Origin of the sequence: Ferrovibrio sp. (genome assembly GCF_046297595.1) — a bacterium.
Classification (GTDB): domain Bacteria; phylum Pseudomonadota; class Alphaproteobacteria; order Ferrovibrionales; family Ferrovibrionaceae; genus Ferrovibrio.
The window spans coordinates 43,012-68,849 of record NZ_JBKBHT010000002.1 but is presented as its reverse complement, the minus strand read 5'-3'; the positions used below and the strand labels follow the sequence as shown (position 1 = coordinate 68,849).

Here is a 25,838-nt window from a genome sequence, read left to right as displayed (position 1 = left end):
CAACCTTAATCACAGAACCAGCAGGCCGCGCGGGTCAATGGCCAGCCGCACGGTTTCGCCGTGGCTGAAGTCGCGACGCGCGGTGCTTTCGATCACCAGCGGCTGTGCCTCGCCGACTTCGACGAACAACCGCGTGCGGTCGCCCAGGAAAAAGGCGGCGGCCACAATGCCCTGCAAGCCAGTCTGCTCGTGGCTTTCGGCAATGCGGATGTCTTCCGGGCGGAACAGGATTTCGGTGGCATGCTGCGGCGCCTCGGCCCAGGGCAGGTCGCCAGCCCGGCAGGTGAACATGCCATTGCGTGCCGCGCCGGTCAGGCGGTTCATGGTGCCGATGAATTCGGCCACGAAACGCGTGCTCGGCCGCTGATAGATTTCGCGTGGCTTGCCGATCTGCGCCACGCGGCCATGCTCCATCACCACGATGCGGTCGCCCAGCGCCATCGCCTCGGCCTGGTCATGCGTCACATAGATCGCGGTGATCTGCAGGCTGCGCAGCAGCGTGTCGATCTCCAGCCGCAATGTATCGCGCAGCTTGGCGTCCAGCGCGGTGAGTGGTTCGTCCAGCAGCAGGGCGCGCGGCCGCACCGCGATGGCGCGCGCCAGGGCCACACGCTGGCGCTGGCCGCCCGACAGCTGGTCGATGCGGCGGTCGGCCAGTTTCTCGATCCGCATCATGCCCAGCATCTCGGCCACGCGGGCCTTGATCTGGGCCGCCGGTGTTTTGCGGATCTTCAGGCCGTAACCGATATTCTCGGCAACCGTCATATTGGGGAACAGGGCATAGGACTGGAACACCATGCCCACATTGCGCTGCTCGATCGGCAGGCGCGTCACGTCCTCGCCGTCGAACAGCACTTTGCCACCGCCATCGGGTTCTTCCAGTCCGGCGATGATGCGCAGGGTGGTGGTCTTGCCGCAGCCCGAGGGGCCGAGGAACACGACGGTTTCGCCTGCATTGATTGCGAGGTCCAGCGGCTCCAGCGCCCTGGTGCCGTCGGGGAAGGTCTTGGCGCAGTTGGTAAGCGCGATGGCGAGCGGCTGTGTCGTGTTGGTCATTCGGATTCCTCCGCCACGAATTTCGGCGCACGCGGCTTGGCGAAATGCTGCATCGCCAGCAGCAGCGGCATGATCATCAGGAAAAACACCAGGGTATAGGCGCTGCCGATTTCAAGGCGCAGGCTTGCATAGGCATCGGCCAGGCCGACAGGCAGCGTCTTGGTCAGCGGTGTGTGCAGCAGCCAGGTCATGTTGAACTCGCCCATGGAGAGCGTCACCACCATCAGCGATCCGGCCAGGATGCCGGCGCGGCAATTGGGCAGCACGATATGGGTGAAGCGCTGCCAGAAGCCGGCGCCCAGCGAGGCGGCGCCCTCTTCCAGGGTTTTCAGGTCGATGGCCATCAGCACGGCCAGCACGCTGCGCACCATGAAAGGCAGGGTGAACAGCACATGGCCCACCAGGATGAAGCCCCAGGAGGTGCGGAAGCCCGACAATGCGCCATAGGTGACGATCAGCGCCAATGCCGTGGCCAGGCCCGGCACGGCCACCGGCATCACCAGCAGTTCCTCGATGGCCCGCGTCAGCGCGCTCTGGCGCTTGGCCAGCACATAGGCGGTCGGCACACCCAGCACCAGCGTCACGGCCAGGCAGGCAATCGAGAGTCCGATGGAGAGGAAGATGGTATCGCGATAGCCGTTCCACACCTCGAACACCCAGCGCAGCGTCAGCCCGCTTTCGATGCCGATGAAGTAGTTCACCGTCAGACCGGCCATGATCGACAGCACCACCGGCACGATCAGGAAAGCGCAGACCAGCAAAGTAAAACCGAGCTGCAGCAGGAAAAGGCCGCGATGTTTCATGTCGCGCCCCCTCTCAGCCTGCCGCCGCGACGGTGCCGCCGGCTGCCGTGCGTGCCACGGCCAGCACGATCCAGGTGGCGGCACCCAGCACGAAGCTTAAGGCGGCCGCCATGGCGATATTGGCCGAGAGTGTGAACTCGGTATAGATCACCATCGGCAGCACATTGATGCGGGCGGCGAGCGTGAAGGCCGTGCCGAAAGCGCCGACGGCAGTGGCGAAGCAGATCGCGCCGGCCGAGATGAAGGCCGGCTTCAGGCCGGGAATGATCACGTCCAGCATCACGCGCCATGGCGAGGCACCGAGCGACCGCGCGGCTTCCTCCAGCTTGGGGTCGAGCTTTTCGGCGGCCGCCATCACGGTGAGGATGGTGCGCGGGATCGAGAAATAGACATAGCCCATGAACAGGCCGGTCAGCGAATAGGCGAAGACCAGCTTCTCGCCGGTGAGGAATTCGGTGATCTGGCCGATCAGGCCCTGGCGGCCGGCCAGCATGATCACCATGAAGCCGATCACGACGCCGGGGAAGGCCAGCGGAAAGGTAAGCATCGCCACCAGCGCGCCGTTGCCGGGAAATTTGTGGCGCTGCAGGAACACGCCGGAGATGCCGCTGATCGCCAGGGTGGCGAAGGTGGTGGCGGCGGCGATGCCCAGCGTGGCGATCAGGCTATTAAGGTAATTTGCATCGGTCAGGATCGCGGCATAGGCGGCCCAGCCGGTCTTGCCGCTGCCGCCGATGAAAAACAGCCGCACCATCGGCAGCAGGAAAAAGGCGCCGAAAAAGATGCCAGCCGGCAGCAGCAGGAAAATCAGGAGTTGGGTGTCTCGGCGCATCGTGCCTCTAACGGGTAAAGGCGGGACGATCCGATGATCGCCCCGCCATACCTAAAACTACGCGTAGTTCAGTTCACTTCGTTCTTGTAGCGCTCGACGATCTTGGCCTGTGCGGCGGCCAGCTTCTTCAGGTCCACCGCCTTGGCGCGGGCATATTCCGCCTCGGGCAGGAACTTGGCCTTGGCCTCATTCGAGAGACGGTCGGCGAAGACCGGACGCAGATAGGCATTGCCCCACATCGCCTGGCTGTCGTCGGAGAGCACGAAATCCAGCACCTTCTTGCCGTTATCCGGGTTCGGGCCCTTGTTGACCAGGCCCATCACATACGGGAAGACCAGCGTGCCTTCCTTCGGGATCACGAACTGCACCGGCGCCTTGTCGGTATGCTGGCCGCGATAGGCGTTGAAGTCGTAATCGAACAGGATCGGAATCTCGCCCGAGATCACGCGGGCGTAAGACGTCTGCTTCGGCACGATCGGCTGGTTCTTGGCCAGGTCCTTGAAGTACTTGATCGCCGGATCGAGGTTGTCGTACGTGCCGCCCAGCGCGAGGTTCACGGCCATCACGCCCAGCTGGCCCACGGCGGCCGAGGTCGGATCGAGATAACCGACCAGGCCCTTGTATTCGGGCTTGAGCAGGTCGGCCCAGCTCTGCGGCACCGGCTTGTTGCCGAGCGCGGCCTTGTTGACGAACAGGCCCAGGGTGCCGGAGTGGATGGTGAACCAGTAGCCGTCCTTGTCCTTCAGGTCGGCCGGGATCTTGTCCCAGTTCTTCGGCTTGTAGGGGGTCAGCACGCCGGCATCCTTGGCCGGATCGGCGGCGATACCGCCCAGATAGGTCACGTCGGCCACCGGGTTGGCCTTCTCGGCGATCAGGGCGGCGATGGCCTGACCGGAATTCTTGTTGTCGGGCGGCACGCTGATGCCGAGCTTGGACTGGATCGCCCGGAGCTGCGAACCCCAGTCGGCCCATTCCGGCGGGCAGTTGTAGCAGATTGCCCGCTGCTGGGCGTTGGCGTCCATGACACTGCCAAGCGCGGCAATGCCCAATGCGGTTGCGAAAGCGAGACGTTTCAACATGGGGTCAACCCCTCCTGCCGTTATGGTTTACTGCTGCGGTGGAAACGGTGTCGTCGGACCAGACGACAAGGCGCACGCCGGCATCGCGCAGCTGCGCGGCGATGGCGGGCGGCACCGGGCGGTCGGTGAAAACCACGCTCGCCTCGGTGATCCGGCCGCCGCGCATGGTGGCGCCGCGGCCGAATTTGGAATGGTCCAGCACCAGGAAACGCTGGCGGCAATGGCGCGCGAGTTCGCTGCGCATGGTGATCTCGTCGGCGCTGAAATCCAGCAGGGTGCCGTCTTCCGCCACGCCGCCCACGCCATAGATGCCGATATCCACGGCGAAGCGGCTGAAGAAGCCATGCGCCTCGCCGGCCACCACGTCGCGATCCAGGTTGCGCAGCCGGCCGCCGGCCACGGTGATCTCGCAGGAGGGATTGCGGCTCAGCGCCAGGGCGGCGTTCAGGTTGTTGGTCATCACGCGCAGGCCGGGATGATCGGTCAGCGCCAGCGCGCATTGCTCGGGCGTGGTGCCGATGCCGAAGAACAGCGAGGCGCCCTCGGGCACCGCGCGCGCCACCAGCTGCGCGATGCGGCGCTTGGCCTCGATGTTCAGCACCTGGCGTGCGGGATAGGCCAGGTTCTCGCCCTCGGGCGGCAGTTCGACGCCGCCATGCTTCCGGCGCAGCAGGCCGCGGTCGCAGAGCAGGTTCACGTCGCGGCGGATGGTCTGGGGGGTAACGCCGAACTGGATCGCCAGGGCGTCGATGGCCTGGAAGCCCTCGCTGCGGACAAGCTCAACAATGGCGCGTGCGCGGTCTTCCGCCAGCATCCCGGTCCCCGAAGTCGTTTCCTGTCCCAATCGGCGCATCATGTTCGTATGAACATTGCGGGCCGTTCTTTTCGTTCAGATGACTTTCACATGAAAGTTTCGTGACGTCAAACGAACAGCATAGATATGTATGCTGACTAAAACTGTCTTATGAATATCAATGATTTAATTCGGGCGGCGCAGGGCCAGGCCCATGCAGACCGCCCAGCCGATCACGGTCCAGCCCACCGCCAGGTTGGCCAGGAAGATCTTCTGCCGCCAGGGATGGGCCCGCCGCCAGGCCAGCAGGCTGGGCAGGAAATAAACGCTGGCCAGCAGCAGCAGGCCGACAAGGGTGGGGAATCCGGCGCCCATGATGGGATGGCAGAGTAGCGACCGGCTGCGACCCTGCCTACAGTCCGGCCCGTCTCAAAACCGGGTCAAACCATTGGCGGCAGGGCGGATTTGGCTATAGTCCGGGGCATTCGTTTTTCGCGTCAGGCAGGGGATCGCGTCATGTCGCTGCGCAACAAGCTCGTCACCGTATTCGGCGGCTCCGGCTTCGTCGGCCGCTATATCGTGCAGAAGCTGGCCCAGCAGGGTGCCCGCGTGCGGGTCGCCATCCGCCGCCCCGACGAGGGCCTGTTCCTCAAGCCCATGGGTGGCGTCGGCCAGATCGACATCGTGCAGGCCAATATCCGCATGCCCATGTCGGTGCAGCAGGCCGTCAAGGGCGCCGATATCGTGATCAACTGCGTCGGCATCCTCTACCAGAGCGGTGCGCAGAAATTCGCCGCCGTGCAGGCGCGCGGCGCCGAGGTGATCGCGCTGTGCGCCAAGGAAGCCGGCGTGCAGCAGATGCTGCATATCTCGGCCATCGGCGCCGATGCCGAAAGCGGCTCGGCCTATGCGCGCAGCAAGGCCCAGGGCGAGGCCGGCATCCGCCGCCACATGCCGCAGGCGATCATCCTGCGCCCCAGCATCGTGTTCGGCCCGGAAGACGATTTCTTCAACCGTTTCGCGGCGCTGGCCAGCATTGCGCCGGCCCTGCCGCTGGTCGATGGCGGCCACACGAAGATGCAGCCGGTCTATGTGGGCGACGTGGCCGAGGCTGCGGTCCGCGCGCTGTCCAATTCGGCCGCCGCCGGCCAGACCTTCGAGCTGGGCGGGCCCAAGGTCTACAGCTTCAGGGAGCTGCTGGAACTCACGCTGGCCGCGATCCACAAGAAGCGCCTGCTGCTGCCCGTGCCCGGCGCACTGCTGAAACCCGCCGCTTTCTTCATGGAGCTACAGCCGCTTTTCGCGCCGCCAATCACGCGTGATCAGATCGAACTGCTGAAAGCCGATAACGTGGTGGCGGCGAATGCCAAGGGTCTGAAGGATCTGGGCATCGATCTGCCGGTGCCGGTGGAAGGCACCATCGACACTTATCTGTTCCGTTTCCGCCGTGGCGGCGGAAAGTTCGAACCGCGCTTCAGCTGATCGCCGCGCTGAAACTCAACAGACGGAACGGGCCGGGTGTCATGCACCCGGCCTTTTTCATGTCTGATATATATGGTCACTGACCCTGGCCGAGTGAAAAGCCTGGCACGCCATCGAAGGTGTAGAGCTGCTCGGTCTTGATGAAATCGAGACCCTGCTGCGTCAGATGACGCAGAAGCTCCACCACCATGGCCCTGTTGAACTGCTTGCCTTCCCTGGCCATGAAGCGGCAGCGCCAGTGATCCGTGCAGAAGGTTTCCGGCAGCCCACCCGGCCAGACTTTGATGCCGCGATTGGTGATCATCGTGAGTTCGAACAACCCGTTCTCGACGGTCTTCAATGCGTCAGCCAGCTCCGCGACCGGTGCATCGGCATGGATGAAGACATCGATCCCAATCAGTTCTTTCAGGGCTTTTTTGCGCTTCTGCGCCGGCCAGACGGTCACGGCCTGCGCATGGGTCGCATAGGATGCCGGCGTCAGGACTTTCGGCGTTTGGCCGAGCCGGGCAATCACCGCCTCGGCGAAGGCGGCGGTGCCGACCTTCTGCGCGGAATGGCCTGGCCGGAAGATGTCTGCCGTGTGGATGCCGGCTTCGATGGTCGCCAGCCAGGCATTGTGCACCTTCTCCGCAACCTTGTGCTGGCCGATATGGAGCAGCATCATCACGCCCGCCAGCAGAAGGCCCGAGGGATTGGCGATATCCTGCCCCGCGATGTCGGGCGCCGAGCCGTGGATCGCCTCGAACATCGCGCAATGCTCGCCGATATTGGCCGATGGTGCGAGGCCGACCGAGCCCGTGATCTGCGCCGCCACATCGCTCAGGATGTCGCCATACAGGTTCGGCATTACGATCACATCGAAGGCATGCGGCGTGTCAGCCAAACGCGCCGCGCCGATATCCACGATCATGTGATCGCTGGCGATATCGGGATAATCGGCGGCGATCTCGTCGAACACCCGATGGAACAGGCCGTCGGTCAGCTTCATGATGTTGTCCTTGGTGAAGCAGGTGACCTTCTTGCGGCCATGCGCCCGAGCATAGTCGAAGGCATAACGCACGATCCGCTCGCAGCCCGGCCGCGAGATCAGCTTCAGGCACTGATAGACCTCGTCGGTCTGCCGATGCTCGATGCCGGCATAGAGGTCTTCCTCGTTCTCGCGCACGATCACCACGTCCATGTCCGGATGCCGCGTGGCAATCGCCGGAGCATGAGCGACGCAGGGCCGCACATTCGCCAGCAAGCCGAGGGCCTTGCGCACCGTCACGTTCAGGCTCTTGTAGCCACCGCCCTGCGGCGTGGTGACTGGGCCTTTGTAGAAGATGCGGGTGCGCCGCAGGCTGTCCCATGCGTTCGCCGGAATGCCCGAGGTCTCGCCGGCCAGATACACCGCCTTGCCGATTTCGATCGGCTCCAGCGCGATATTGGCGCCGGCGGCCAGCAGCACTTTCAGACTGGCCTGCATGATCTCGGGCCCGATCCCGTCGCCGGGGGCAACCGTGACGGGGACGGGAAGTGGGCTGGCCTGGGCCAGGATCTGGTTTGGCTGCTTCAGGTGGATGGTCATGGCAACGCTCCTGGGGTTATGCCTTGCGTCTGGTGGCGCGCACCCTATCGGCATGGCATTTATTGTTGAAATTGATAGTAAAAAGAATAAATATTGAGAATATCAATATATAGGCCACCCCATGACCGTGCCCGCCCATATCGATCCGGACTTGCTGCGTGCCTTTGTCGCCGTCGTCGAATGCGGGGGCTTTTCGCAGGCGGCCGAACGGCTGTTGCGCGGCCAGTCGGCCGTATCGCTGCAGATCAAGCGGCTGGAGGAACGCCTGGGCGTGCGTCTGCTCGACCGCAATCCGCGCCGGGTGGTGCTGACCAGCGAAGGCGAACTGATCCTCGATCATGCCCGCCGGATTCTCAGCCTGAATGATGAACTGGTCGCGCGCCTGCGCGAACCCGAACTCTCCGGCCTCGTGCGGCTTGGCGCGCCGGAGGATTTCGCCACCAGCCATCTGCCCAATGTGCTCGCGCGGTTTTCCCGCAGCCACCCGAAGGTGGCGCTGGAAGTGACCTGCGAGCTGACGCTGGAACTGCTTGAACGCTTCAACGCCGGCGGTCTCGATCTGGCACTGGTGAAGCGCGAGCCGATGGGGCATCTGGGCGGCATGCGTGTCTGGCGCGAGCCGCTGGTTTGGGTCGCCGCCAGCCGCGCGGTGGCGGAAACAAACGATCCCCTGCCGCTGGTCGTCTCGCCGCGCCCCTGCGTCTACCGCAAGCGCGCCACCGATGCCCTCGATTCAGAAGGCCGCTCATGGCGCATCGCCTATACCTGCGGTTCGCTGACGGGCAACCATGCCGCTGTGCGCGCCGGCCTGGGCCTCACCGTGCTGCCCAAGGCCATGGTGCCGGCCGATCTGACGGTACTCAACGACGACATACTGGGTTTGCCCACGCTGGCTGATACCGAGATCGCGCTGATTGCCGCGTCGCAGCTTTCCGCGCCCGCCGAACGGCTGCGCGATTACATCATCCGCGAACTGGAACACGGCACGCAGTAATCGTGATTCAACCGCTCTGCAGCAACGTATCGCGCCAGCGCCGGCCGCCGGCGATCTGCCGGCCATCGTCCAGCGTCACGGTGAAATCGCCGCTGTCGTTGCTGATGATGTCGCGCACGCGATGGCGGTTGACCAGCCGCGAGCGATGGATGCGCACGAAACCCTGATCCGCCAGCTCTTCTTCCAGCGCCGCGAGTGTTTGCCGCTGCAGCCAGCTGCGTCCGGCCAGATGCAGCTCGACATAATTGCCGGCCGCTTCCGCCCACAGGATCTCGGCCGGATCGAGCCAGACGCGGCGTGCGCCATCGCGAATCTCCAGCCGGCGTGTCGCCGGCAGACTTGTTGGCGCCACCTGTTCGACAATCGTCACCGGCTTGCGCATGGCCATGGCCAGCAGCCAGGCGCCGACAGCCATGGCGATATAGGCCAGCGCATCCTTGCGGCCTTCATAGACCAGGCCGGTCACCAGCGGGTCGTCGCCCAGCTCGTATGAGCCGCCGAACAGCGGATAGAGCGCCAGCCGCAAAACCGTCATGCCGCCGATATGCGCCACGCCAAAAGCGATCATGCCGGCGCCATGGCCCAGCAGCACGCGCGGCCAGCCGATGCGGCGCGGGTCCAGCCGGGCCGTCCAGGTGAATACTGCTGGCGTGACGGCAAAGACGATCACGATGCTGGTCAGCTCATTGACGACGATATGCCATAGCGGGATATCGAGCCCGACGCGGCCGGCCTCGATCCAGTAGGACGAGCCGACCAGGGCGGCCACGGTGAGCAGGATGGCCGCATAGGCCACCCACATCCAGGCCGGAAAGCGGAAAGCGCGGATTTCCGGCGTCGCATCCAGCCCGCCATTCATCCCATCTGGCCCGCCATTCGTCACCGGTGCGGTCATGGCGTTCCACCACTCATGGCAGCCAGCCGTCCATCCGCCCCGTTGCCGTTTGCAGGACCGGGGCCGTCTGGCACATCGATCGGCAGTTCAATGCTGCTGGAGTTGTTGATGACCATGTCTTCAGGCCAGGAAACCGCATCCTTGCACACGCGCCGCTACGACCTCGACTGGCTGCGCATCGGCGCCTTCGGGCTGCTGATCCTTTACCATATCGGCATGTTTTTCGTCTCGTGGGACTGGCATGTGAAAAGCACTCATGCCAGCCCGGTTTTGCAACCGCTGATGCTGCTGACCAGCCCATGGCGGCTGGCGCTGCAGTTCCTGATCGCCGGCTGCGCCACACGCTTCATGGCCGACCGGCTTGATCGCGCGGCAATGCTGAAAAGCCGCAGTCTCCGCCTGCTGCTGCCGCTGGTCTTCGGCATGCTGGTGATCGTGCCGCCGCAGACCTATTACGAGATCGTGGAGAAACTGGGGTTTCAAGACGGCTGGTTTGTCTTCTATGTGAAATATATCGCCTTCCACGATGGCTGGCAGCCCGGCGGCAAACCGCTGATCGTGCCGACCTGGAATCACTTGTGGTTCGTGGCCTATCTGTGGGCCTACAGCATGATCGTCATCGCGCTGCGACCGCTGCTGCTGTCCGATCCCTTGCGCCGCATCGTGGGCGGGCTGCTGCCGCATCTGCGCGGTGCCGTGCTGCTGCTTGCGCCGCCGCTGTTCATCGCCGCCATGCGCCTGTGGCTGCGGCCGTTATTTGGCGAGACCCATGCGCTGGTCGATGACTGGTACCTGCATGCGGTCTACCTGCCGCTGTTCCTGTTCGGCTACGGCATCGCCAAGGCTGAATCCGTCTGGGCGGCGATCGAACGACTGCGCTGGGTGGCGCTGGGTCTGGCCGTGGGCTGTTACGGCGGGCTGGTCTGGTTCATGCTGGAAGGCAGCCCGGCACTCACTCCCTGGCGGGGCGTGGTCTGGGCCTTCGACCTCTGGGCCTGGATCCTCATGCTGCTGGGCTTCGCGCGGCGGTTTCTCAGCTTCGATCACCCCGCCCGGCGCTATCTCACCGAGGCCGTCTTCCCCTTTTATATCCTGCATCAGACGGTGATCGTGGTGGCCGGCCACCACCTGACGGGGCTGGGTCTGCCGGCCTGGGCCGAGGGGGCGATCCTGATTCTGGCCACCATTCTGGCCTGCTGGGGTGGTTACGAAGTGGTCCGGCGGGTTGGATGGCTCAGGCCGTGGTTTGGGTTGAAGCCGGACCAATCCCAGACCATGCCAGCCAGATCAATATCTTATTCGTAATTTAGTATCATTTCGGTCCTATTTGTGAGGCAAAAACGACTGAGAGCCGTTCGCAGACCTATAAAACCGGTCCCGACTCCATAAAAAGGTCAACAAACGTGACCTATCGTCCATTTTTTGCTTGATCCTGGCGGCGGCAGGCAATAAATGTTGCCCTCCGCCCCAGCGATTGGTTCTTTGCGTCTTCAGTCATTGCGCCTGCCGCCCGGGGTGTCCCTGTTACCTGTTACCCGCCCCCGGGGATGTGAGTCGAGGAAGCGCCATGGCCGAGAGGATGCTGAAATTCGTGCAGACCGCCCAGGCCATGCCGGAAAAGCGCATGGCGGCGGATCGCGCCAAGGATTTCGACGAGATCTACCGGGAATTCGCCGCCCAGAAGGCGGGCGAACAGGCTTCGCGCTGCTCGCAATGCGGTGTGCCCTTCTGTCAGGTGCATTGCCCCCTGCACAACAACATCCCCGACTGGCTGCGCATGACGGCGGAAGGCCGACTGGAAGAAGCCTATGAGCTGAGCCAGGCCACCAACACCTTCCCCGAGGTCTGCGGCCGCATCTGCCCGCAGGACCGTCTGTGCGAAGGCAACTGCGTGATCGAGCAGTCGGGCCATGGCACCGTCACCATCGGCGCCATCGAGAAATACATCACCGAAACCGCCTGGGCCTCGGGCTGGGTGAAGGCGCCCAAGCCGGTCCATGCCGAACGGCCGCAGAGCATCGGCATCGTCGGTGCGGGTCCGGCAGGCCTGGCTGCTGCCGACAAGCTGCGCCGGCTGGGCTACGCCGTGCATGTCTACGACCGTTACGACCGCCCCGGCGGCCTGCTGATCTACGGCATCCCGAATTTCAAGCTGGAGAAGGATGTCGTCGAGCGGCGCTCCAAGCTGCTGGCCGAGGCCGGCGTGCAGTTCCACATGAATTTCGAGGTCGGCCGCGACGCCACGCTGGACGAGCTGCGCAAGAAGCACGATGCCGTGCTGATTGCTACCGGCGTCTACAAGGCGCGCGACATCCAGGCGCCCGGTTCGGGCCTGCAGAATATCGTGCCGGCGATGACCTATCTCACCGCCTCCAACAGGCATGGTCTGGGCGACACGGTGCCGGAATTCGAGAACGGCCAGCTTAATGCCCAGGGCAAGAAGGTTGTCGTGATCGGCGGCGGCGACACCGCGATGGATTGCGTGCGCACCGCCATCCGCCAGGGCGCGACCGCTGTGCATTGCCTCTATCGCCGCGACAAGGCCAACATGCCGGGCTCGATGCGCGAAGTGAAGAACGCCGAGGAAGAGGGCGTCGAATTCGTCTGGCTGTCGCTGCCCAAGAGCTTCCGCGGCGAGGGCAAGGTCACCGCCGTGCATGCCGGCCGCATGAAGCTCGGCCCTGCCGATGCTTCCGGCCGCCAGATGCCGGTGGAGATCGAGGGCGCCGATTTCGACCAGCCGGCCGATCTGGTGATCAAGGCTTTGGGCTTCGATCCGGAAGAACTGCCGCAGCAATTCAAGGCGCCGCATCTGGAAACCACCCGCTGGGGCACCGTGAAGATCTCGGCGCGCAGCAAGATGACCTCCATGCCCGGCGTGTTTGCCGCCGGCGACATCGTGCGCGGCGCCAGCCTCGTGGTCTGGGCGATCCGCGACGGCCGCGATGCGGCCGATGCCATCCACCAGTATATCCAGGCCAAGGCGCAGCCGGCGGCTGCGGCGGCGGAGTGAGGGTCATGCGGGTGCTGCTCAAGCTACTGCTGGCCGTTTCTGTATTCCTTGCTGCCGGGCAGGCACTGGCGCAGGTAGAGCCTAGGCAGTGGGTCATGGAGACAAACGCATTATTCCTGGCAAAGGATGTAGCTGCATTTGAGAAGGCCTTTGAGAAGGCGGCTTACAATCCGCAAAAAAATGCAGCGACATTTGTGAACGCGTTCCGGCCTTTCACGAATGCCATTCAAGGATTCGGGAATGGCAATGTGAATGCTATTCTGAGGGACCAGGATTTTGGCAACGCTGTGAGATTTATTGTTTCGTATGTCGGCTTCGATGAACAGGACGTGTATGTCGAGTGGCGCTTTGTACGCGACAAAAGCGGCTGGCGACTGCGTGGTTTTACCCTGCAATCAGATTTAGACAATATCGCTCCGCTGCTGCGCTAGGAGATCAATCATGACCGACATCAAGAACACCTACGTCGAGCAGTGGCAGGACGCCGCCAAGCATCTGGCCGAAACCGGCATGTACCGGCCGGAAGAGGAGCATGACGCCTGCGGCGTCGGCTTGATCGCCTCGCTGGATGGCGCGCCGCATCGCCGCGTGGTGGCGGCCGGCATCCAGGCGCTGAAGGCCTTGTGGCATCGCGGCGCGGTGGACGCCGATGGCAAGACCGGCGACGGCGCCGGCATCCATGTGCAGATTCCGCAGGATTTCTTCCGCGAGCATGTGCGCCGCTCGGGCTTCGAGCCGGGCGAGGGCAAGCTGGGCCTTGGCATGGTGTTCCTGCCCAAGACCGATCTGGCCGCGCAGGAAACCTGCCGCACCATCGTCGAGACTGCGATCCTCGACTTCGGCTATGGCATCTATGGCTGGCGCCAGGTGCCGGTGGATGCCACCATCATCGGCGAGAAGGCCAATGCCACGCGGCCCGAAATCGAACAGGTTCTGATCGAGAACCGCCTGGCCAAGGACGACAACGCCTTCGAGCGCGACCTGTTCCTGATCCGCCGCCGCATCGAGAAGCAGGTGCTCGCCGCGCATATCAGCGAGTTCTACATCTGCTCGCTCTCCTGCCGCAGCGTGATCTACAAGGGCATGTTCCTGGCCGAGCAGATCGACTATTTCTATCCCGACCTGCAGGACGAGCGCTTCGTCAGCACCTTCGCCATCTATCACCAGCGCTATTCCACCAACACGTTTCCGACCTGGAAACTGGCGCAGCCCTTCCGCATGCTCGCCCATAACGGCGAAATCAACACCCTGCGCGGCAACGTCAACTGGATGAAGAGCCACGAGATCAAGATGACGTCGGACGCCTTCGGCGATCTTTCCGACGACATCAAGCCGATCGTGCAGTCGGGCTCGTCCGACTCCGCCGCGCTGGATGCGGTGTTCGAGGTGCTGGTGCGCGCCGGCCGCGCCGCGCCGATGGTGAAGACGCTGCTGATCCCGGAATCGGCCTCCAACAAGCCGCTGATGCCGCAGTCGCACCGCGACCTCTACGCCTATTGCAATTCGATCATGGAGCCCTGGGACGGCCCGGCGGCGATCTGCGCCACCGATGGCCGCTGGGCCATCGCCGGACTGGACCGCAACGGCCTGCGCCCGGTGCGTTACACCATGACCACCGACAACCTGCTGATCGTCGGCTCCGAGACCGGCATGGTCGCGGTGCCCGAGCACAAGGTGATCCGAAAGGGTCGCGTCGGCCCGGGCGAGATGATCGCGGTGGACCTGAAGAAGGGCCGCATGTATCTCGACCGCGAGATCAAGGACAAACTGGCCGGCGAGCATCCCTATGGCGAGTGGGTGAAGAACATCGTCACCCTCGACAAGATCAAGGACGCGCCGGCGGTGGCGAAGGCCTTCTCGAAGGACGAGCTGCGCCGCTTCCAGCTCAATTTCGGCCTGACACTGGAAGACATGGAGCTGATCCTGCATCCGATGGCCGAAGACGCCAAGGAAGCGGTCGGCTCGATGGGCGACGACACGCCGATTGCCGTGTTGTCGGAGCAGTATCGCGGCCTGCACCATTTCTTCCGCCAGCAGTTCAGCCAGGTCACCAATCCGCCGATCGACAGCCTGCGCGAGAAGCGGGTGATGAGCCTGCGCACCCGCATGGGCAACCTCACCAACGTGCTGGACGAGGATGCCAAGCAGGTCGCCATCCTGCTGCTGGAAAGCCCGGTGCTGTCGAATGCCGACCTCGCCCGCGTGCTGAAATATGCCGAAAAGACCACGGCCAAGATCGACTGCACCTTCCCGGTCGATGGCGGTGAGGGTGCCTTGCGCGACGCCATCCGGCGTGTGCGGGCCGAGGCCGAGAATGCCGTGCGCGGCGGCGCCGCCCATATCGTGCTGACCGACGAGGGCGTGAATGCGCAGCGCGCGGCCATGCCGATGATCCTGGCCACGGGCGCCGTGCACAGCCATCTGGTGCGTCAGGGCCTGCGCACCTTCACGTCCTTGACCGTGCGCTCGGGCGAATGCCTGGACGTGCATTACTTCGCCGTGCTGATCGGCGTGGGCGCCACCACGGTGAACGCCTACCTGGCCGAAGCCGGCCTGGTCGACCGCGTCAATCGCGGCCTGCTCGGCAAGCTGACGGCCGAGGAAGCCGTCAACCGCTTCAAGGAAGCCGTCGATGGCGGCCTGCTCAAGATCATGTCCAAGATGGGCATCTCGGTGATCAGCTCCTATCGCGGCGGCTACAATTTCGAGGCGTTGGGTTTGAGCCGTTCGCTGGTGGCCGACCTGTTCCCCGGCATGCCCTCGCGCATCTCCGGCATCGGCCTGATCGGTATCCAGAAGAAGGTTCTAGCTCTCCACGAACGCGCCTTCCGTTCGGATGTGACGGCTTTGCCCGTGGGCGGCATCTACAAGTATCGCCGCGGCGGCGAGGCCCATGCCTGGGAAGCCAACCTGATTCACATGATGCAGACGGCGGTGGGCACGGAAAACTACGCCCTGTTCAAGAAGTATACTGCCGGCCTGCGCGACCTGCCGCCGATCTCGGTGCGCGACCTGCTGGAGATCAAGCCGGCCGCCACGCCGCTGCCCATCGAGCAGGTGGAAAGCGTGACGGAGATCCGCAAGCGCTTCATCACGCCCGGCATGTCGCTCGGCGCGCTCGGCCCCGAGGCGCATGAGACGCTGACCATCGCGATGAACCGCATCGGCGCCAAGTCGGATTCCGGCGAAGGCGGCGAGGCACCGGAGAATTTCAAGCCGCGCCCCAATGGCGACAACGCCAATTCGGCGATCAAGCAGGTGGCCTCCGGCCGCTTCGGCGTGACGGCGGAATATCTCAACAACTGCCGCGAACTGGAGATCAAGGTCGCCCAGGGCGCCAAGCCCGGCGAGGGCGGCCAGCTGCCCGGCTTCAAGGTCACCGAGCTGATCGCCCGGCGCCGCCATTCGACGCCCGGCGTGATGCTGATCTCGCCGCCGCCGCATCACGACATCTATTCGATCGAGGATCTGGCGCAGCTGATCTACGACCTGAAGCAGATCAACCCGGATGCCCAGGTCTGCGTGAAGCTGGTTTCGGAAGCCGGCATCGGCACGATTGCCGCCGGCGTCGCCAAGGCCAAGGCCGACGTGATCCTGGTTTCCGGCCATGTCGGCGGCACGGGTGCTTCGCCGCAGACGTCAGTGAAGTATGCCGGCACGCCGTGGGAAATGGGCCTCAGTGAAGTCAACCAGGTGCTGACGCTGAACAAGCTGCGGCATCGGGTGAAGCTGCGCACCGATGGTGGTCTGAAGTCGGGCCGCGACATCGTCATCGCCGCCATGCTGGGCGCCGAGGAATACGGCATCGGCACGGCGGCCCTGGTGGCGATGGGCTGCATCATGGTGCGCCAGTGCCATTCGAATACCTGCCCGGTCGGCATCTGCACGCAGAATGACGCTCTGCGTAAGAAGTTCACCGGCACGCCAGAGAAGGTGGTCAACCTGTTCAGCTTCATCGCCGAGGAAGTGCGCGAAATCCTCGCCGCTCTGGGCGTGAAGTCGCTGAACGAGATCATCGGCCGCACCGACCTGCTCACCCAGGTCAGCCGCGGCGGCGCGCATCTCGACGACCTCGACCTCAACCCGATCCTGGCCCAGGCCGATGCCGGCGATTACGCGCGCCATTGCACGCTGGAAGGCCGCAACGAGGTGCCGGATACGCTGGACGCCCAGATGCTGGGCGATGCGGCGCCGGTGTTCAGCCACGGCGAGAAGATGCAGCTCGCCTACAACATCCGCAACACGCACCGCGCCATCGGCACGCGCCTGTCGTCGCATCTGGTGCGCAAGTTCGGCATGACGGGGCTCAAGCCCGGCCATATCACCGTGCGTCTCACCGGTTCTGCCGGTCAGTCGCTCGGCGCCTTCGCCGTACAGGGCCTCAAGCTGGAAGTCTTTGGCGATGCCAACGACTATGTCGGCAAGGGCCTCTCGGGCGGCATGATCGTGGTGCGGCCCTCGCCGTCTTCGCCTCTGGTGGCCAAGACCAACGAGAACACCATCATCGGCAACACGGTGCTGTACGGCGCCACCGGCGGCAAGATGTTCGCCGCCGGCCAGGCGGGCGAACGCTTCGCCGTGCGCAACTCGGGCGCCATCGCGGTGATCGAGGGCTGCGGCTCCAACGGCTGCGAATATATGACCGGCGGCAGCGTCGTGATCCTGGGCAGCGTGGGCGACAACTTCGCCGCCGGCATGACCGGCGGCATGGCCTTCGTCTACGACCCCGAGGACGTGCTGCCGATTGCCATCAACGACGAGAGTGTGGTCTATCAGCGGCTGGCCTCCAGCTACTGGGAGGGCGTGCTGCGCGGCATGATCGACGAGCATATCCGCGAGACCCAGTCGGTCTATGCCTCCAACCTGTTCGCCGACTGGGATGCGGTGAAGGCCAAGCTCTGGCAGGTCTGCCCGAAGGAGATGGTTTCGCGGCTGGAGCATCCGCTGTCGGATGCGCCGGCGGCCGCCGCGGAAAAGCGCGCGTAAGTAATACGGGCTTCTGGTTCCGGCCTGCCCCAATCGGCCGGGTTCCAGGGAAGCGGAAACGCCGCCGGATGTAATGTCCGGCGGCGTTTTTGTTTCATAAACCACTTCCGGCTATTGTCAGGCCATGCGCCTGCTCGCCCTCACCCTTCTCGGCAGCCTCTTCGCCTCGCCCGCCTTCGCCTTTTGCGTGGTGAACGACACCGATGGCAGCATCGTCGTGCAGGCCGGCGGGCCGCCCATGCCGGTCTATGTGAAGGAAATCCGCTCGGGCCAGCGCGACTGCTATGTCCCACGCAAATCCGACGGCATCGTGGTGGAAATCTACGACACCGCCGCGCGCCGCCTGCGCTGCCGCCAGTCAGTGGCGCCGCAGAAGGCCACCATCACCGTGGGCCAGACCTGCAAGGTCAATCCGGGTTAGTCCTGAGCGGCTCAGGTGACGATGCCGTACAGCACCATGGCCGTGCCGGCGAGGCCGCCGACATAGGCCAGGGTGCGCAGCCAGGGCACGCCGATGGTATAGACCACGGCATGCACCACGCGGCTGTAGAAAAAGACCTGGGCACCCAGCGCAGTCCAGGCGTCGGCCGTGTTCATCACCGCTGCCGCCAGTACCAGGGCCGCGAAGGGCACCAGGTTTTCCACCATGTTGAGATGGGCGCGGTGAGCACGGCCGATCCAGCCATGGCCGGCCGGGAAATCCTCACGGTTGCCGGCCACCACGAACAGGCCCCGGCTGAAGATGAATCCCAGCGTGTAGGGGAAGGCCAGCAGCAGGCAGAGCACGGCGCTGGCGATCAGCATCATCATGTCGGTGGTCATGGCAGGTCTCCCAAACGATGGCGGCACCCACCCCATGATGGGACGGATGCCGCTGAATCATCGCTCAGAGCGCCGGGTTTGGCCAGTGTCAGGCCCCCGGCTGAACCGGTCAGTTGGTGCGGAAGAACGCGACCAGCTGCGACAATTCGCGCGCCTGGGCCGAAAGCGACTGCGCCGAGGCCGAGGTCTGTTCCACCAGCGCGCCGTTGCGCTGGGTCATCTCGTCCATGTTGCCCACCGCCGTGTTCACCTCGTCCAGGCCGGTGGCCTGTTCGCGCGAAGCGGCAGCGATCTCGGCCACGATGTCGCTCACCTTCTTGATCGCCGTGACGATATCGGTGAGCGACTGTCCGGTGCGGTTCACCAGGGCCGCGCCGGTCTTCACCTGGGCGTTCGATTCCGTGATCAGCGCCTTGATGTCCTTGCTGGCATTGGCGCTGCGCTGCGCCAGCGCACGCACTTCCTGCGCCACGACGGCGAAGCCCTTGCCGGCTTCGCCTGCCCGCGCCGCCTCCACGCTCGCATTCAGGGCCAGCAGGTTGGTCTGGAAGGCGATCTCGTCGATCAGCGACACGATATCGGCGATTTTCTGCGCGCTGGTTTCGATCTGGGTCACCGCCTGTACGGCATCGCCCACCACGCTGCCGCCCTTTTCGGCGGTGTCGCGCGCAGCGATGGCCAGCTGATTGGCAGCCTGGGCGTTATCCGCGTTCTGCTTCACCGTGGTGGTCACCTCGTGCATCGAGGCGGCGGTTTCCTCAAGCGCTGCCGCCTGCTGCTCGGTGCGGCTGGCCAGGTCCTGACTGCCGGCCGAGATTTCGGCTGCCGCGCTGCTCTGCGCATCCACCGCCTGGGCGATATTGCGCACCACGCCGGTCAGCGTGTCGGCCATGCCGTTCAGATCGGATTGCAGGCTGGCAAACACGCCCTGATACTGGCCCTGCATACGGCTGCGCAGGTCGCCCTTGGCCAGGCCGGCCACGGTGGTCTGCACATTGGCGATGGCATCGCTCAGCGTATCCAGCATGCTGTTCATCTGGCTGCCGATCTTGGCGGTCACGCCGGCCAGCGTCGCGGTGTCGATGCGCCGGTCCAGTTCGCCGGCCGAGGCCGATGTCACGACCTGGCCGATGGCGCGGTCGAGCGCTGCTTCCTGGGCGACGCGCGCTTCCTCGTTGCGCGTGCGTTCGGTTTCGATTTCGGTCTGCAGGCGATCGGCCGCCATGCCGTTTTCCTTCAGCACGCTGACGGCACGGGCGATGTCGCCCACTTCGTCGCCGCGGTCCTGGCCATCTACCTCGGCCTGCCAGTCGCGCTTGGCCAGGCGGCCCAGCGTATCGGTCAGGGCTTTCAGCGGAATGCTGACGCTGCGCACCATCACCCAGCTCAGGCCGGCCAGAAGCAGGATGACAACGGCAATGATGCCGCCATTGGCGATGAGCTGCTGGCGGAATATCGCGTCGATGTCATCGATATAGATGCCGGTGCCGACGATCCAGCCCCAGGGCGCAAAGCCCTTCACATAGGAAATCTTCGGCACGGGATGATCCAGACCGGGCTTGGGCCAGAGATAATCGACATAACCGGCGCCGCTCTTCTTCACCACGTTGACGAATTCGACGAACAGCCGTTTGCCGTTCGGATCCTTGTTTTCGCTCAGGTCCTTGCCGACCAGCTGCTTGGCGAAGGGATGCATCACCATCACCGGAGCCATGTCGTTGACCCAGAAATATTCCTTTTCGTCGTAACGCAGGGTCTCCAGGTCGGCCAGCGCCAGCCGCTTGGCATCGGCCTCGCTCAGTTCGCCGGCCTGGGCACGGGCGTGGTAACGCACGATCACGCCATGCGCCACCTCGGCCAGGTTGCGGGTCTTGATCATGCGGTCTTCAAGCAGCACATCGTGCAGGCGCGAAAGGCCCAATGCGCCGACCAGGATGAGGCCGACAACGCTGATGCCGAGAATGATCCAGAAGCGGGGCGCCAGACGCAAATTCTTCATGTCATTACCCCCTCCTTCTGGGGATATCGCTGAAAAGGCATGGTTTTCGGAGCGGGGGGTAACGGGGTGTGTTTTAGATTACGGCACCGTAAGGCATCAGTTATTTTCCAGTAACCCCTGATAGAAAATGTAAATCTTCACATAATTAATACGTGTACTGATAAAATATCGAGTCGCTGCGTTTTGCCCGGTTGCTCCCGTTCGGGCCGCCCGGTCCCTTCCCGCTGCCGTTGGGGGTTGCTATCACCCTGACCTGATTGAAGGACTGCCATGGCCCCCCCGCTTCTGATCCTGCGCGACATCCACCTCACCTTCGGCGGCCAGCCCCTGCTGGATGGCGCCGAACTATCGGTGCAGGACGGCGACCGGCTCTGCCTGGTCGGGCGTAACGGTTCGGGCAAGTCCACGCTGATGAAGGTGGCGGCCGGCATGGTGCAGCCGGAAAGCGGCGACCGCGTGGTGCAGAGCGGCACCACCATGCGCTACCTGCCGCAGGAACCCGATCTGTCCGGTTTTGCCGATACGCTGTCCTATGTGCTCGACGGCCTGATGCCGGGCGATGACGCCCATCGCGCCCGCACTTTGCTCGAAGCGCTGGGCCTTACCGGCGCGGAAGATCCGAAGACGCTGTCGGGCGGCGAGGCGCGCCGTGCGGCGCTCGCCCGCGTGCTGGCGCCCGAGCCCGACATCCTGCTGCTGGACGAACCGACCAATCATCTCGACCTGCCCGCCATCGAATGGCTGGAATCCGAACTGAAGCGCATCCGCTCGGCGCTGGTGCTGATCAGCCACGACCGGCGTTTCCTCTCCAATCTCACCCGCGCCACCATCTGGCTCGACCGCGGTGCCACGCGGCGCCTGGACCAGGGATTCGCCGCTTTCGAAGACTGGCGCGATGCGCTGCTCGAGCAGGAAGAGACCGAACGCCACAAGCTGGATCGCAAGATCGTCGCCGAACTCGACTGGGTGCGCCACGGTGTATCGGGCCGGCGCAAGCGCAACATGGGCCGCATGCGCGCGCTGCAGGATCTGCACAAGGATCGCCGCGAACAGCGCAAGGTGGCCGGCAATGTCACGCTCACGGTGTCGGAAGCCGAAACCTCGTCGAAGCTGATCGTCGAGGCGAAGGGCATTTCCAAAGCCTGGGGCGATCAGACCGTGCTGCAGGATGTGTCTCTGAAAATCCAGCGCGGCGACCGGCTCGGCATCATCGGGCCGAACGGCGCCGGCAAGACAACATTGCTCAATATCCTCACCGGCAAGCTGAAGCCGGACATGGGCAGCGTGCGACTGGGCATGAACCTGGAACTGGTGGCGCTGGACCAGAAGCGCGATGCGCTCGATCCGGAAATGACGCTGCAATATGCGCTGGCCGGCGGCAGCGACAAGGTCACCATCAACGGCCAGCCGCGCCATGTGATGAGCTACATGAAGGATTTCCTGTTCACGCCGGAACAGGCCCGCACGCCTTTGCGTGTGCTGTCGGGTGGCGAACGCGGCCGGCTGATGCTGGCGCGCGCGCTCAGCAAGCCGTCCAACGTGTTGGTGCTCGACGAGCCGACCAACGATCTCGACCTGGAAACGCTCGATCTCTTGCAGGAAATGCTCAGCGATTATCCGGGCACCGTGCTGCTGGTCAGCCACGACCGCGATTTCCTCGACCGCGTGTGCACCTCCGTTCTGGCATCCGAGGGCCAGGGCCGCTGGCAGCTCTATGCCGGCGGCTATTCCGACATGGTGGCCCAGCGCGGCTCCGGCGTGACGGCAAAGGCTGCACCGGCGCAGAAAAAAGCCGAGGCGGAAGAGAAATCCGCATCGTCAGCATCGCGCGCGGCGCCCAAGCGCAAGCTAAGCTTCAAGGAAAAGCATGCGCTGGAAACCCTGCCCAAGCGCATGGCCGACCTGCAGGCAGAAATCGCCAAACATCAATCCGCGCTGAACGATCCACAGCTTTTCAGTCGCGACCCGGCGAAATTCCAGGCCGCCAGCGCGGGGCTGGAAAAGGCCACGGCAGACTTGGCTGCAGCGGAAGACCAGTGGCTGGAGCTGGAAATGCTGCGCGAGGAACTGGAAGGCTAGGAAGAAACGGCCTTGATAAGAACAAATAAAGAACATATATTAAGTCCGCTTAGGTGCCTAGCCCCGGCCGGGATAACTATGCGCCGATGCTCGGATTAGCATTCGTTCCGTCGCTGACCCGTATGGAACCGCTTTGCCCGAAGGCCGGCTAATCAGCCCGATAACCTTACGGACAACATAGCAGCGTCCCTCCAAAAGGAACGTCGTCTCCGACCCGCCATGATCCCCATTGTGGCGAGCGGCGTCGTGCGCGGAGGTTTCTATGACGCAAGACTATCGTCTCAAATCAGCAATTGGTGCCGACCGAGAAACAGATCCGGATGACATCTGGACCGTCAAAAACAATCTCAAGAATAATGGCTATTTCAGCGCGCCGCCTTACGGCGTGACGCCGTATCCTGACCAGTTCTTGTTAGATGCCATCAAGCAGTATCAGAAGGAAAACGACTTAAAAGTAGACGGCATAATGCTGCCAGATGGGGAAACCGAGCGGCATATGCTGGAAAACTTTGCCGCCAAGTCGCCTACAATGTGGTGCAGGCACTGCCAAGGGCCTCATGGCGGGGTTTATTCACCTACAGTATGCTTTCAATGCTGGCAGAAAGGCCTGAGATAAGGGCCGCTATTCGGAATTGCTGAGACGACCGGTCCATTTCAGGAATGCATGGATGTCGTCGTCGCTATAGCCAAGCAGTCGGCCGATGGCGAATTCGTCTTCATTCGTCCACGGTCGTTGCTTGGTTCGCGCCGCAAGGTTCAGGTCATGCAGAGCATCGATACGCCATTCCTCACCGGGCAATGCATAATAAATCTCGACGAAGTGATGGCCCGATTCCTGATCGTCCCAAAAATATTCGCGCTTCACGATACGGCCGGCCGCCACATGAGGCGCGAAGTCATCCTCGGGGACGAGTTCGCGAAACTGAATGGATTCCGCGAACATGGCCGCCGGCTTTTCGCCAGCCAGCATCAGTTCAAGTTCGCGTAATTCATGCGGGCCGACGCCTGCGGGCGCAGTCGGTGATTTAGCGCCAGTTTTCACTGCACCGGCCGTGCGGCCTGGCGCTGGCTCGGCACCAGCGGCGGCACGCCGTAACCCAGATCGATGAAGCGCATGCCGTCGCCTTCCTCGTAGGAATCCGGGTCCATCGGCTGGCCGCGCATGTCGGTCTTGGCCAAGCCGGTGGCGCAGCACAGGATCAGGCTGGCCTTGTCTGTGCCGTCCTCGGTCAGCGGCGCGCCGCAGAATTCCACCGGCAGCACCGAGCCGTCGGCGAAACGCAGCCAGTAATAGATCACCACGCCGCAGGGCTGGGCCGCCTGGGCGATGGTGAGATGCGCGCGCCAAGAGCGGTTTTCTGCGCTGGTGAGGTCGAGGTAGTTGAAACCGGTCAGGTCGTAGCCCAGATGGGCATTCACGGTGTTGCCGGTCAGCACGACGCGGATATCGTCATGGCCGCGCAGTTCCAGCAGCACGCAGGTCTCCAGGAAATTGCCGAGAACCTCGGGTGCGATGTCGCTGCGCTGCGGCAGTTTGCGGCCATGCCGGCATTCGTCCCACAGGGCGAAGAAATCCTTGGCCCGCTGCGACAGCGGCGCGGGTAAAGCATCCAGGAAACCGATCATCGCGACTCACTCAAAGACTATGCTGCCTTAATGGGTATGCTGCAGCCTGCGCGGCACATTCGGATTGGCGGCCGGAATGCCGAAGCCGAGATCGATGAAGCGCATGCCGTCGGCGATCATATAGGAATCCGGGTCGGCGACGCCATCGGCGGCAACCCGGGCCAGCGGCGTCACGCAGCCCAGCATCAGATCGGGAATGCTGGCGCCGTTGCGGCAGAGCGGCGCGCCGACCACTTCCACCGGAAGTATGGTCTCATCGGGATAACGCAGCCAGTAATACAGCATGGCGCCGCAAGGCTGCAGGATCTGCTCCAGCACCAGTTCGGCGCGCATGGCGCGGTTCTCCGGTGTGGTCATGTCCAGATAATCGCCGCCGGTGGGATCGAAGCCGATCCTTTCGGCGATGCCGGGGCCGGCCATCACAATCGGCATGTTGTCGCGGCTGCGGATTTCCAGCATCAGACAGGTGCGCGCCAATTCGCCCAGATCAGCTAGGTCGGCCGCGCGATAATCGGGCAGGGCAGTGCCGCGCCGCCATCGGTTCCAGACCGCGAAGAAGCGACGGCTCGGAGCCGAGAGCGGCCCCGGCAGACGCGTAAGGAAATCCCCCATGGCATCCCCCGGCGTGTGGATAACGCCCACCCCGAGACCAGTATAGGCGCGTCCCGGCATCCGGCAATCGCAAATAAAAATGGCGCAAATAAAAACAGCGCAAATAAAAACGGCCGGGGCGTTAACCCCGGCCGCACGCTTGCAGGCTGTATAGGCTGAAGCTTCTACTTCTTCACGGCCTTCACGAACTTGTCGACGAAGGTCTTGTTCAGGTTGACATTGGATTTCGCGAGTTCCTCGTCGAACTGCGCCAGCATGTTGAAGGCGCTCTTCATGCCGCTTTCCGGAATCAGGCCGGTGCGCGAATAGGTCTCCAGCGAGTTCTTCACGGCCGTGATGTAGAGCGGCTTGTCGCCAAGGTAATAGGCCTCGGGAACGGTTGCGGCCACGTCTTCCGGCTTGGCGGTGTTGAGCCAGACCAGCGCCTTGTGGAAGGCATTGACCAGCGCCTGGGTGGTCTGCGGGTTCTTCTCGATGAACTCGTTTTTCAGGTAGAGAACGGCCGCCGGGTTCGAGCCGCCGAAGATCGCCTTGGTGCCGGCTTCCGTGCGCGAGTCGGCCAGGATGAACACGGTCTTGTCCATCTCCAGCTTGGAGATCACCGGATCGAGATTCGAGATCGCGTCGATCTCGCCCTTCTGCATCGCCGCCACCGAACCGGCGCCGGCGCCCACGCCGATGAAGGCGCTGTCCTTGTAATTGCCGCCGGACTTGGCGATCAGGTAGTTGACGAAGAAGTTGGTGGACGAGCCCGGCGCGGTGACGCCGATCTTCATGCCCTTCAGGTCGGCGGCGGTTTTCACCTTGCCCTGATGTTCCTTCTTCACCGCCAGCACGATGCCGGGAAAGCGGCCCAGCTCGATCACCGCGCGGATGTCCTGGCCCTTCTGCTGCATGCGGATGGTGTGCTCATAGGCGCCGGTGACGGCATCCACGCTGCCGCCGACCAGGGCTTGCAGCGACTTCGCGCCGCCGCCGAAATCGTTGATTTCGACATCCAGGCCTTCCGCTTTGAAATAGCCTTTCTGCTCGGCGATGGTGAGCGGCAGGTAATACAGCAGCGGCTTGCCGCCGACGCCCAGCGTCAGCTTGGCCTTTTCCGGCGCGGCCAGAGCAGTCCCCGGGACTGCGGCAGCCGTCAGCATGACGGCGGCGGCAGCGGCCAGAAGCATCTTGATCTTCATGTCGTTTCCTCCGTTT

At 63.7% G+C, this 25,838-nt stretch carries 23 protein-coding genes; 9 read left to right on the top strand and 14 right to left on the bottom strand.

The annotated features are described in order from the left end of the window. Window positions 1–9: 9 nt before the first annotated feature. The 6 genes from ACK4FJ_RS06000 to ACK4FJ_RS05975 form a co-directional block, all read right to left on the bottom strand. A complete protein-coding gene (locus ACK4FJ_RS06000) occupies window positions 10–1,056 on the bottom strand; it encodes an ABC transporter ATP-binding protein (RefSeq protein ID WP_409764944.1) in 1,047 nt (348 codons plus the stop codon). Further along, complete coding sequence (locus tag ACK4FJ_RS05995; RefSeq protein WP_409764943.1) at window positions 1,053–1,859, bottom strand: ABC transporter permease; 807 nt, start codon at window positions 1,857–1,859, stop codon at window positions 1,053–1,055. The genes ACK4FJ_RS06000 and ACK4FJ_RS05995 overlap by 4 nt, the downstream gene beginning before the upstream one ends. Before the next feature lie 13 nt (window positions 1,860–1,872). Beyond that, window positions 1,873–2,691: an ABC transporter permease gene (locus tag ACK4FJ_RS05990; RefSeq protein ID WP_409764942.1), complete on the bottom strand. Its 819-nt coding sequence runs from the start codon at window positions 2,689–2,691 to the stop codon at window positions 1,873–1,875. Between the two features lie 68 nt (window positions 2,692–2,759). Next, window positions 2,760–3,770, bottom strand: a complete 1,011-nt coding sequence (locus ACK4FJ_RS05985) for an extracellular solute-binding protein (protein WP_409764941.1) — start codon at window positions 3,768–3,770, stop codon at window positions 2,760–2,762. Between the two features lie 4 nt (window positions 3,771–3,774). Then, window positions 3,775–4,584 (bottom strand): DeoR/GlpR family DNA-binding transcription regulator, encoded by an 810-nt coding sequence (locus tag ACK4FJ_RS05980; protein ID WP_409764940.1) that lies wholly within the window; start codon window positions 4,582–4,584, stop codon window positions 3,775–3,777. 165 nt (window positions 4,585–4,749) lie between these two features. Then, window positions 4,750–4,938 carry a superinfection immunity protein gene (locus tag ACK4FJ_RS05975; RefSeq protein ID WP_409764939.1) on the bottom strand — a complete coding sequence of 63 codons (189 nt, stop codon included), beginning with the start codon at window positions 4,936–4,938 and terminating at the stop codon, window positions 4,750–4,752. 141 nt (window positions 4,939–5,079) lie between these two features. Here ACK4FJ_RS05975 and ACK4FJ_RS05970 point away from each other — a divergent pair, with 141 nt between their 5' ends. Beyond that, window positions 5,080–6,045: a complex I NDUFA9 subunit family protein gene (locus tag ACK4FJ_RS05970; RefSeq protein ID WP_409764938.1), complete on the top strand. Its 966-nt coding sequence runs from the start codon at window positions 5,080–5,082 to the stop codon at window positions 6,043–6,045. 76 nt (window positions 6,046–6,121) lie between these two features. Here the strand turns inward: ACK4FJ_RS05970 and ACK4FJ_RS05965 are convergent, their stop codons facing one another. Beyond that, on the bottom strand, window positions 6,122–7,612 hold the full coding sequence (locus ACK4FJ_RS05965) for an NADP-dependent isocitrate dehydrogenase (RefSeq protein ID WP_409764937.1): 1,491 nt from the start codon (window positions 7,610–7,612) through the stop codon (window positions 6,122–6,124). 121 nt (window positions 7,613–7,733) lie between these two features. On the opposite strand from ACK4FJ_RS05965, the gene ACK4FJ_RS05960 reads away from it, so the two are divergent. After that, window positions 7,734–8,606: a LysR substrate-binding domain-containing protein gene (locus ACK4FJ_RS05960; protein ID WP_409764936.1), complete on the top strand. Its 873-nt coding sequence runs from the start codon at window positions 7,734–7,736 to the stop codon at window positions 8,604–8,606. A gap of 7 nt (window positions 8,607–8,613) precedes the next feature. Here the strand turns inward: ACK4FJ_RS05960 and ACK4FJ_RS05955 are convergent, their stop codons facing one another. Further along, window positions 8,614–9,501, bottom strand: coding sequence for a LytTR family DNA-binding domain-containing protein (locus tag ACK4FJ_RS05955; RefSeq protein WP_409764935.1), 888 nt, complete (start codon window positions 9,499–9,501; stop codon window positions 8,614–8,616). 108 nt (window positions 9,502–9,609) lie between these two features. On the opposite strand from ACK4FJ_RS05955, the gene ACK4FJ_RS05950 reads away from it, so the two are divergent. From ACK4FJ_RS05950 to ACK4FJ_RS05930, 5 genes are all read left to right on the top strand, one after another. Next, window positions 9,610–10,806, top strand: a complete 1,197-nt coding sequence (locus tag ACK4FJ_RS05950) for an acyltransferase family protein (protein WP_409764934.1) — start codon at window positions 9,610–9,612, stop codon at window positions 10,804–10,806. Window positions 10,807–11,068: 262 nt separating this feature from the next. Further along, window positions 11,069–12,514: an NAD(P)-dependent oxidoreductase gene (locus ACK4FJ_RS05945; protein WP_409764933.1), complete on the top strand. Its 1,446-nt coding sequence runs from the start codon at window positions 11,069–11,071 to the stop codon at window positions 12,512–12,514. A gap of 5 nt (window positions 12,515–12,519) precedes the next feature. Next, window positions 12,520–12,945 carry a hypothetical protein gene (locus ACK4FJ_RS05940; protein WP_409764932.1) on the top strand — a complete coding sequence of 142 codons (426 nt, stop codon included), beginning with the start codon at window positions 12,520–12,522 and terminating at the stop codon, window positions 12,943–12,945. Between the two features lie 10 nt (window positions 12,946–12,955). Next, a complete protein-coding gene (gene gltB, locus ACK4FJ_RS05935) occupies window positions 12,956–17,500 on the top strand; it encodes a glutamate synthase large subunit (protein WP_409764931.1) in 4,545 nt (1,514 codons plus the stop codon). Between the two features lie 124 nt (window positions 17,501–17,624). Continuing rightward, window positions 17,625–17,921, top strand: a complete 297-nt coding sequence (locus ACK4FJ_RS05930; RefSeq protein WP_409764930.1) for a hypothetical protein — start codon at window positions 17,625–17,627, stop codon at window positions 17,919–17,921. Between the two features lie 11 nt (window positions 17,922–17,932). Here ACK4FJ_RS05930 and ACK4FJ_RS05925 read toward each other — a convergent pair whose 3' ends face one another. Both ACK4FJ_RS05925 and ACK4FJ_RS05920 read right to left on the bottom strand, forming a co-directional pair. Further along, window positions 17,933–18,322, bottom strand: coding sequence for an MAPEG family protein (locus ACK4FJ_RS05925; protein ID WP_409764929.1), 390 nt, complete (start codon window positions 18,320–18,322; stop codon window positions 17,933–17,935). A 109-nt stretch (window positions 18,323–18,431) separates the two neighbouring features. Next, entirely contained in the window at window positions 18,432–20,321 is a 1,890-nt protein-coding gene (locus ACK4FJ_RS05920) for a methyl-accepting chemotaxis protein (protein ID WP_409764928.1), read from the bottom strand. A 270-nt stretch (window positions 20,322–20,591) separates the two neighbouring features. Here ACK4FJ_RS05920 and ACK4FJ_RS05915 point away from each other — a divergent pair, with 270 nt between their 5' ends. Both ACK4FJ_RS05915 and ACK4FJ_RS05910 read left to right on the top strand, forming a co-directional pair. Continuing rightward, window positions 20,592–22,400 carry an ABC-F family ATP-binding cassette domain-containing protein gene (locus tag ACK4FJ_RS05915; RefSeq protein WP_409764927.1) on the top strand — a complete coding sequence of 603 codons (1,809 nt, stop codon included), beginning with the start codon at window positions 20,592–20,594 and terminating at the stop codon, window positions 22,398–22,400. Window positions 22,401–22,662: 262 nt separating this feature from the next. Continuing rightward, a complete protein-coding gene (locus ACK4FJ_RS05910; RefSeq protein WP_409764926.1) occupies window positions 22,663–23,016 on the top strand; it encodes a peptidoglycan-binding domain-containing protein in 354 nt (117 codons plus the stop codon). 6 nt (window positions 23,017–23,022) lie between these two features. On the opposite strand, the gene ACK4FJ_RS05905 is transcribed toward ACK4FJ_RS05910, so the two are convergent. The 4 genes from ACK4FJ_RS05905 to ACK4FJ_RS05890 form a co-directional block, all read right to left on the bottom strand. Further along, window positions 23,023–23,370 carry a hypothetical protein gene (locus tag ACK4FJ_RS05905; RefSeq protein ID WP_409764925.1) on the bottom strand — a complete coding sequence of 116 codons (348 nt, stop codon included), beginning with the start codon at window positions 23,368–23,370 and terminating at the stop codon, window positions 23,023–23,025. A gap of 68 nt (window positions 23,371–23,438) precedes the next feature. Then, window positions 23,439–24,026, bottom strand: a complete 588-nt coding sequence (locus ACK4FJ_RS05900; RefSeq protein WP_409764924.1) for a PAS domain-containing protein — start codon at window positions 24,024–24,026, stop codon at window positions 23,439–23,441. Window positions 24,027–24,053: 27 nt separating this feature from the next. Continuing rightward, a complete protein-coding gene (locus tag ACK4FJ_RS05895; protein ID WP_409764923.1) occupies window positions 24,054–24,638 on the bottom strand; it encodes a PAS domain-containing protein in 585 nt (194 codons plus the stop codon). Between the two features lie 164 nt (window positions 24,639–24,802). After that, a complete protein-coding gene (locus tag ACK4FJ_RS05890; protein WP_409764922.1) occupies window positions 24,803–25,822 on the bottom strand; it encodes an ABC transporter substrate-binding protein in 1,020 nt (339 codons plus the stop codon). Window positions 25,823–25,838 lie beyond the last annotated feature (16 nt).

Coding starts and splice junctions, on each gene's coding strand:
- ACK4FJ_RS05975 (WP_409764939.1), bottom strand. CDS start 4,938: ATGGGCGCCGGATTCCCCACCCTTGTCGGCCTGCTGCTGCTGGCCAGC.
- ACK4FJ_RS05965 (WP_409764937.1), bottom strand. CDS start 7,612: ATGACCATCCACCTGAAGCAGCCAAACCAGATCCTGGCCCAGGCCAGC.
- ACK4FJ_RS05955 (WP_409764935.1), bottom strand. CDS start 9,501: ATGACCGCACCGGTGACGAATGGCGGGCCAGATGGGATGAATGGCGGG.
- ACK4FJ_RS05960 (WP_409764936.1), top strand. CDS start 7,734: ATGACCGTGCCCGCCCATATCGATCCGGACTTGCTGCGTGCCTTTGTC.
- ACK4FJ_RS05890 (WP_409764922.1), bottom strand. CDS start 25,822: ATGAAGATCAAGATGCTTCTGGCCGCTGCCGCCGCCGTCATGCTGACG.
- ACK4FJ_RS05945 (WP_409764933.1), top strand. CDS start 11,069: ATGGCCGAGAGGATGCTGAAATTCGTGCAGACCGCCCAGGCCATGCCG.
- ACK4FJ_RS05940 (WP_409764932.1), top strand. CDS start 12,520: ATGCGGGTGCTGCTCAAGCTACTGCTGGCCGTTTCTGTATTCCTTGCT.
- gltB (WP_409764931.1), top strand. CDS start 12,956: ATGACCGACATCAAGAACACCTACGTCGAGCAGTGGCAGGACGCCGCC.
- ACK4FJ_RS05895 (WP_409764923.1), bottom strand. CDS start 24,638: ATGGGGGATTTCCTTACGCGTCTGCCGGGGCCGCTCTCGGCTCCGAGC.
- ACK4FJ_RS05925 (WP_409764929.1), bottom strand. CDS start 18,322: ATGACCACCGACATGATGATGCTGATCGCCAGCGCCGTGCTCTGCCTG.
- ACK4FJ_RS05990 (WP_409764942.1), bottom strand. CDS start 2,691: ATGCGCCGAGACACCCAACTCCTGATTTTCCTGCTGCTGCCGGCTGGC.
- ACK4FJ_RS05985 (WP_409764941.1), bottom strand. CDS start 3,770: ATGTTGAAACGTCTCGCTTTCGCAACCGCATTGGGCATTGCCGCGCTT.
- ACK4FJ_RS05995 (WP_409764943.1), bottom strand. CDS start 1,859: ATGAAACATCGCGGCCTTTTCCTGCTGCAGCTCGGTTTTACTTTGCTG.
- ACK4FJ_RS06000 (WP_409764944.1), bottom strand. CDS start 1,056: ATGACCAACACGACACAGCCGCTCGCCATCGCGCTTACCAACTGCGCC.
- ACK4FJ_RS05910 (WP_409764926.1), top strand. CDS start 22,663: ATGACGCAAGACTATCGTCTCAAATCAGCAATTGGTGCCGACCGAGAA.
- ACK4FJ_RS05970 (WP_409764938.1), top strand. CDS start 5,080: ATGTCGCTGCGCAACAAGCTCGTCACCGTATTCGGCGGCTCCGGCTTC.
- ACK4FJ_RS05900 (WP_409764924.1), bottom strand. CDS start 24,026: ATGATCGGTTTCCTGGATGCTTTACCCGCGCCGCTGTCGCAGCGGGCC.
- ACK4FJ_RS05930 (WP_409764930.1), top strand. CDS start 17,625: ATGCGCCTGCTCGCCCTCACCCTTCTCGGCAGCCTCTTCGCCTCGCCC.
- ACK4FJ_RS05920 (WP_409764928.1), bottom strand. CDS start 20,321: ATGAAGAATTTGCGTCTGGCGCCCCGCTTCTGGATCATTCTCGGCATC.
- ACK4FJ_RS05915 (WP_409764927.1), top strand. CDS start 20,592: ATGGCCCCCCCGCTTCTGATCCTGCGCGACATCCACCTCACCTTCGGC.
- ACK4FJ_RS05950 (WP_409764934.1), top strand. CDS start 9,610: ATGACCATGTCTTCAGGCCAGGAAACCGCATCCTTGCACACGCGCCGC.
- ACK4FJ_RS05905 (WP_409764925.1), bottom strand. CDS start 23,370: ATGCTGGCTGGCGAAAAGCCGGCGGCCATGTTCGCGGAATCCATTCAG.
- ACK4FJ_RS05980 (WP_409764940.1), bottom strand. CDS start 4,584: ATGCTGGCGGAAGACCGCGCACGCGCCATTGTTGAGCTTGTCCGCAGC.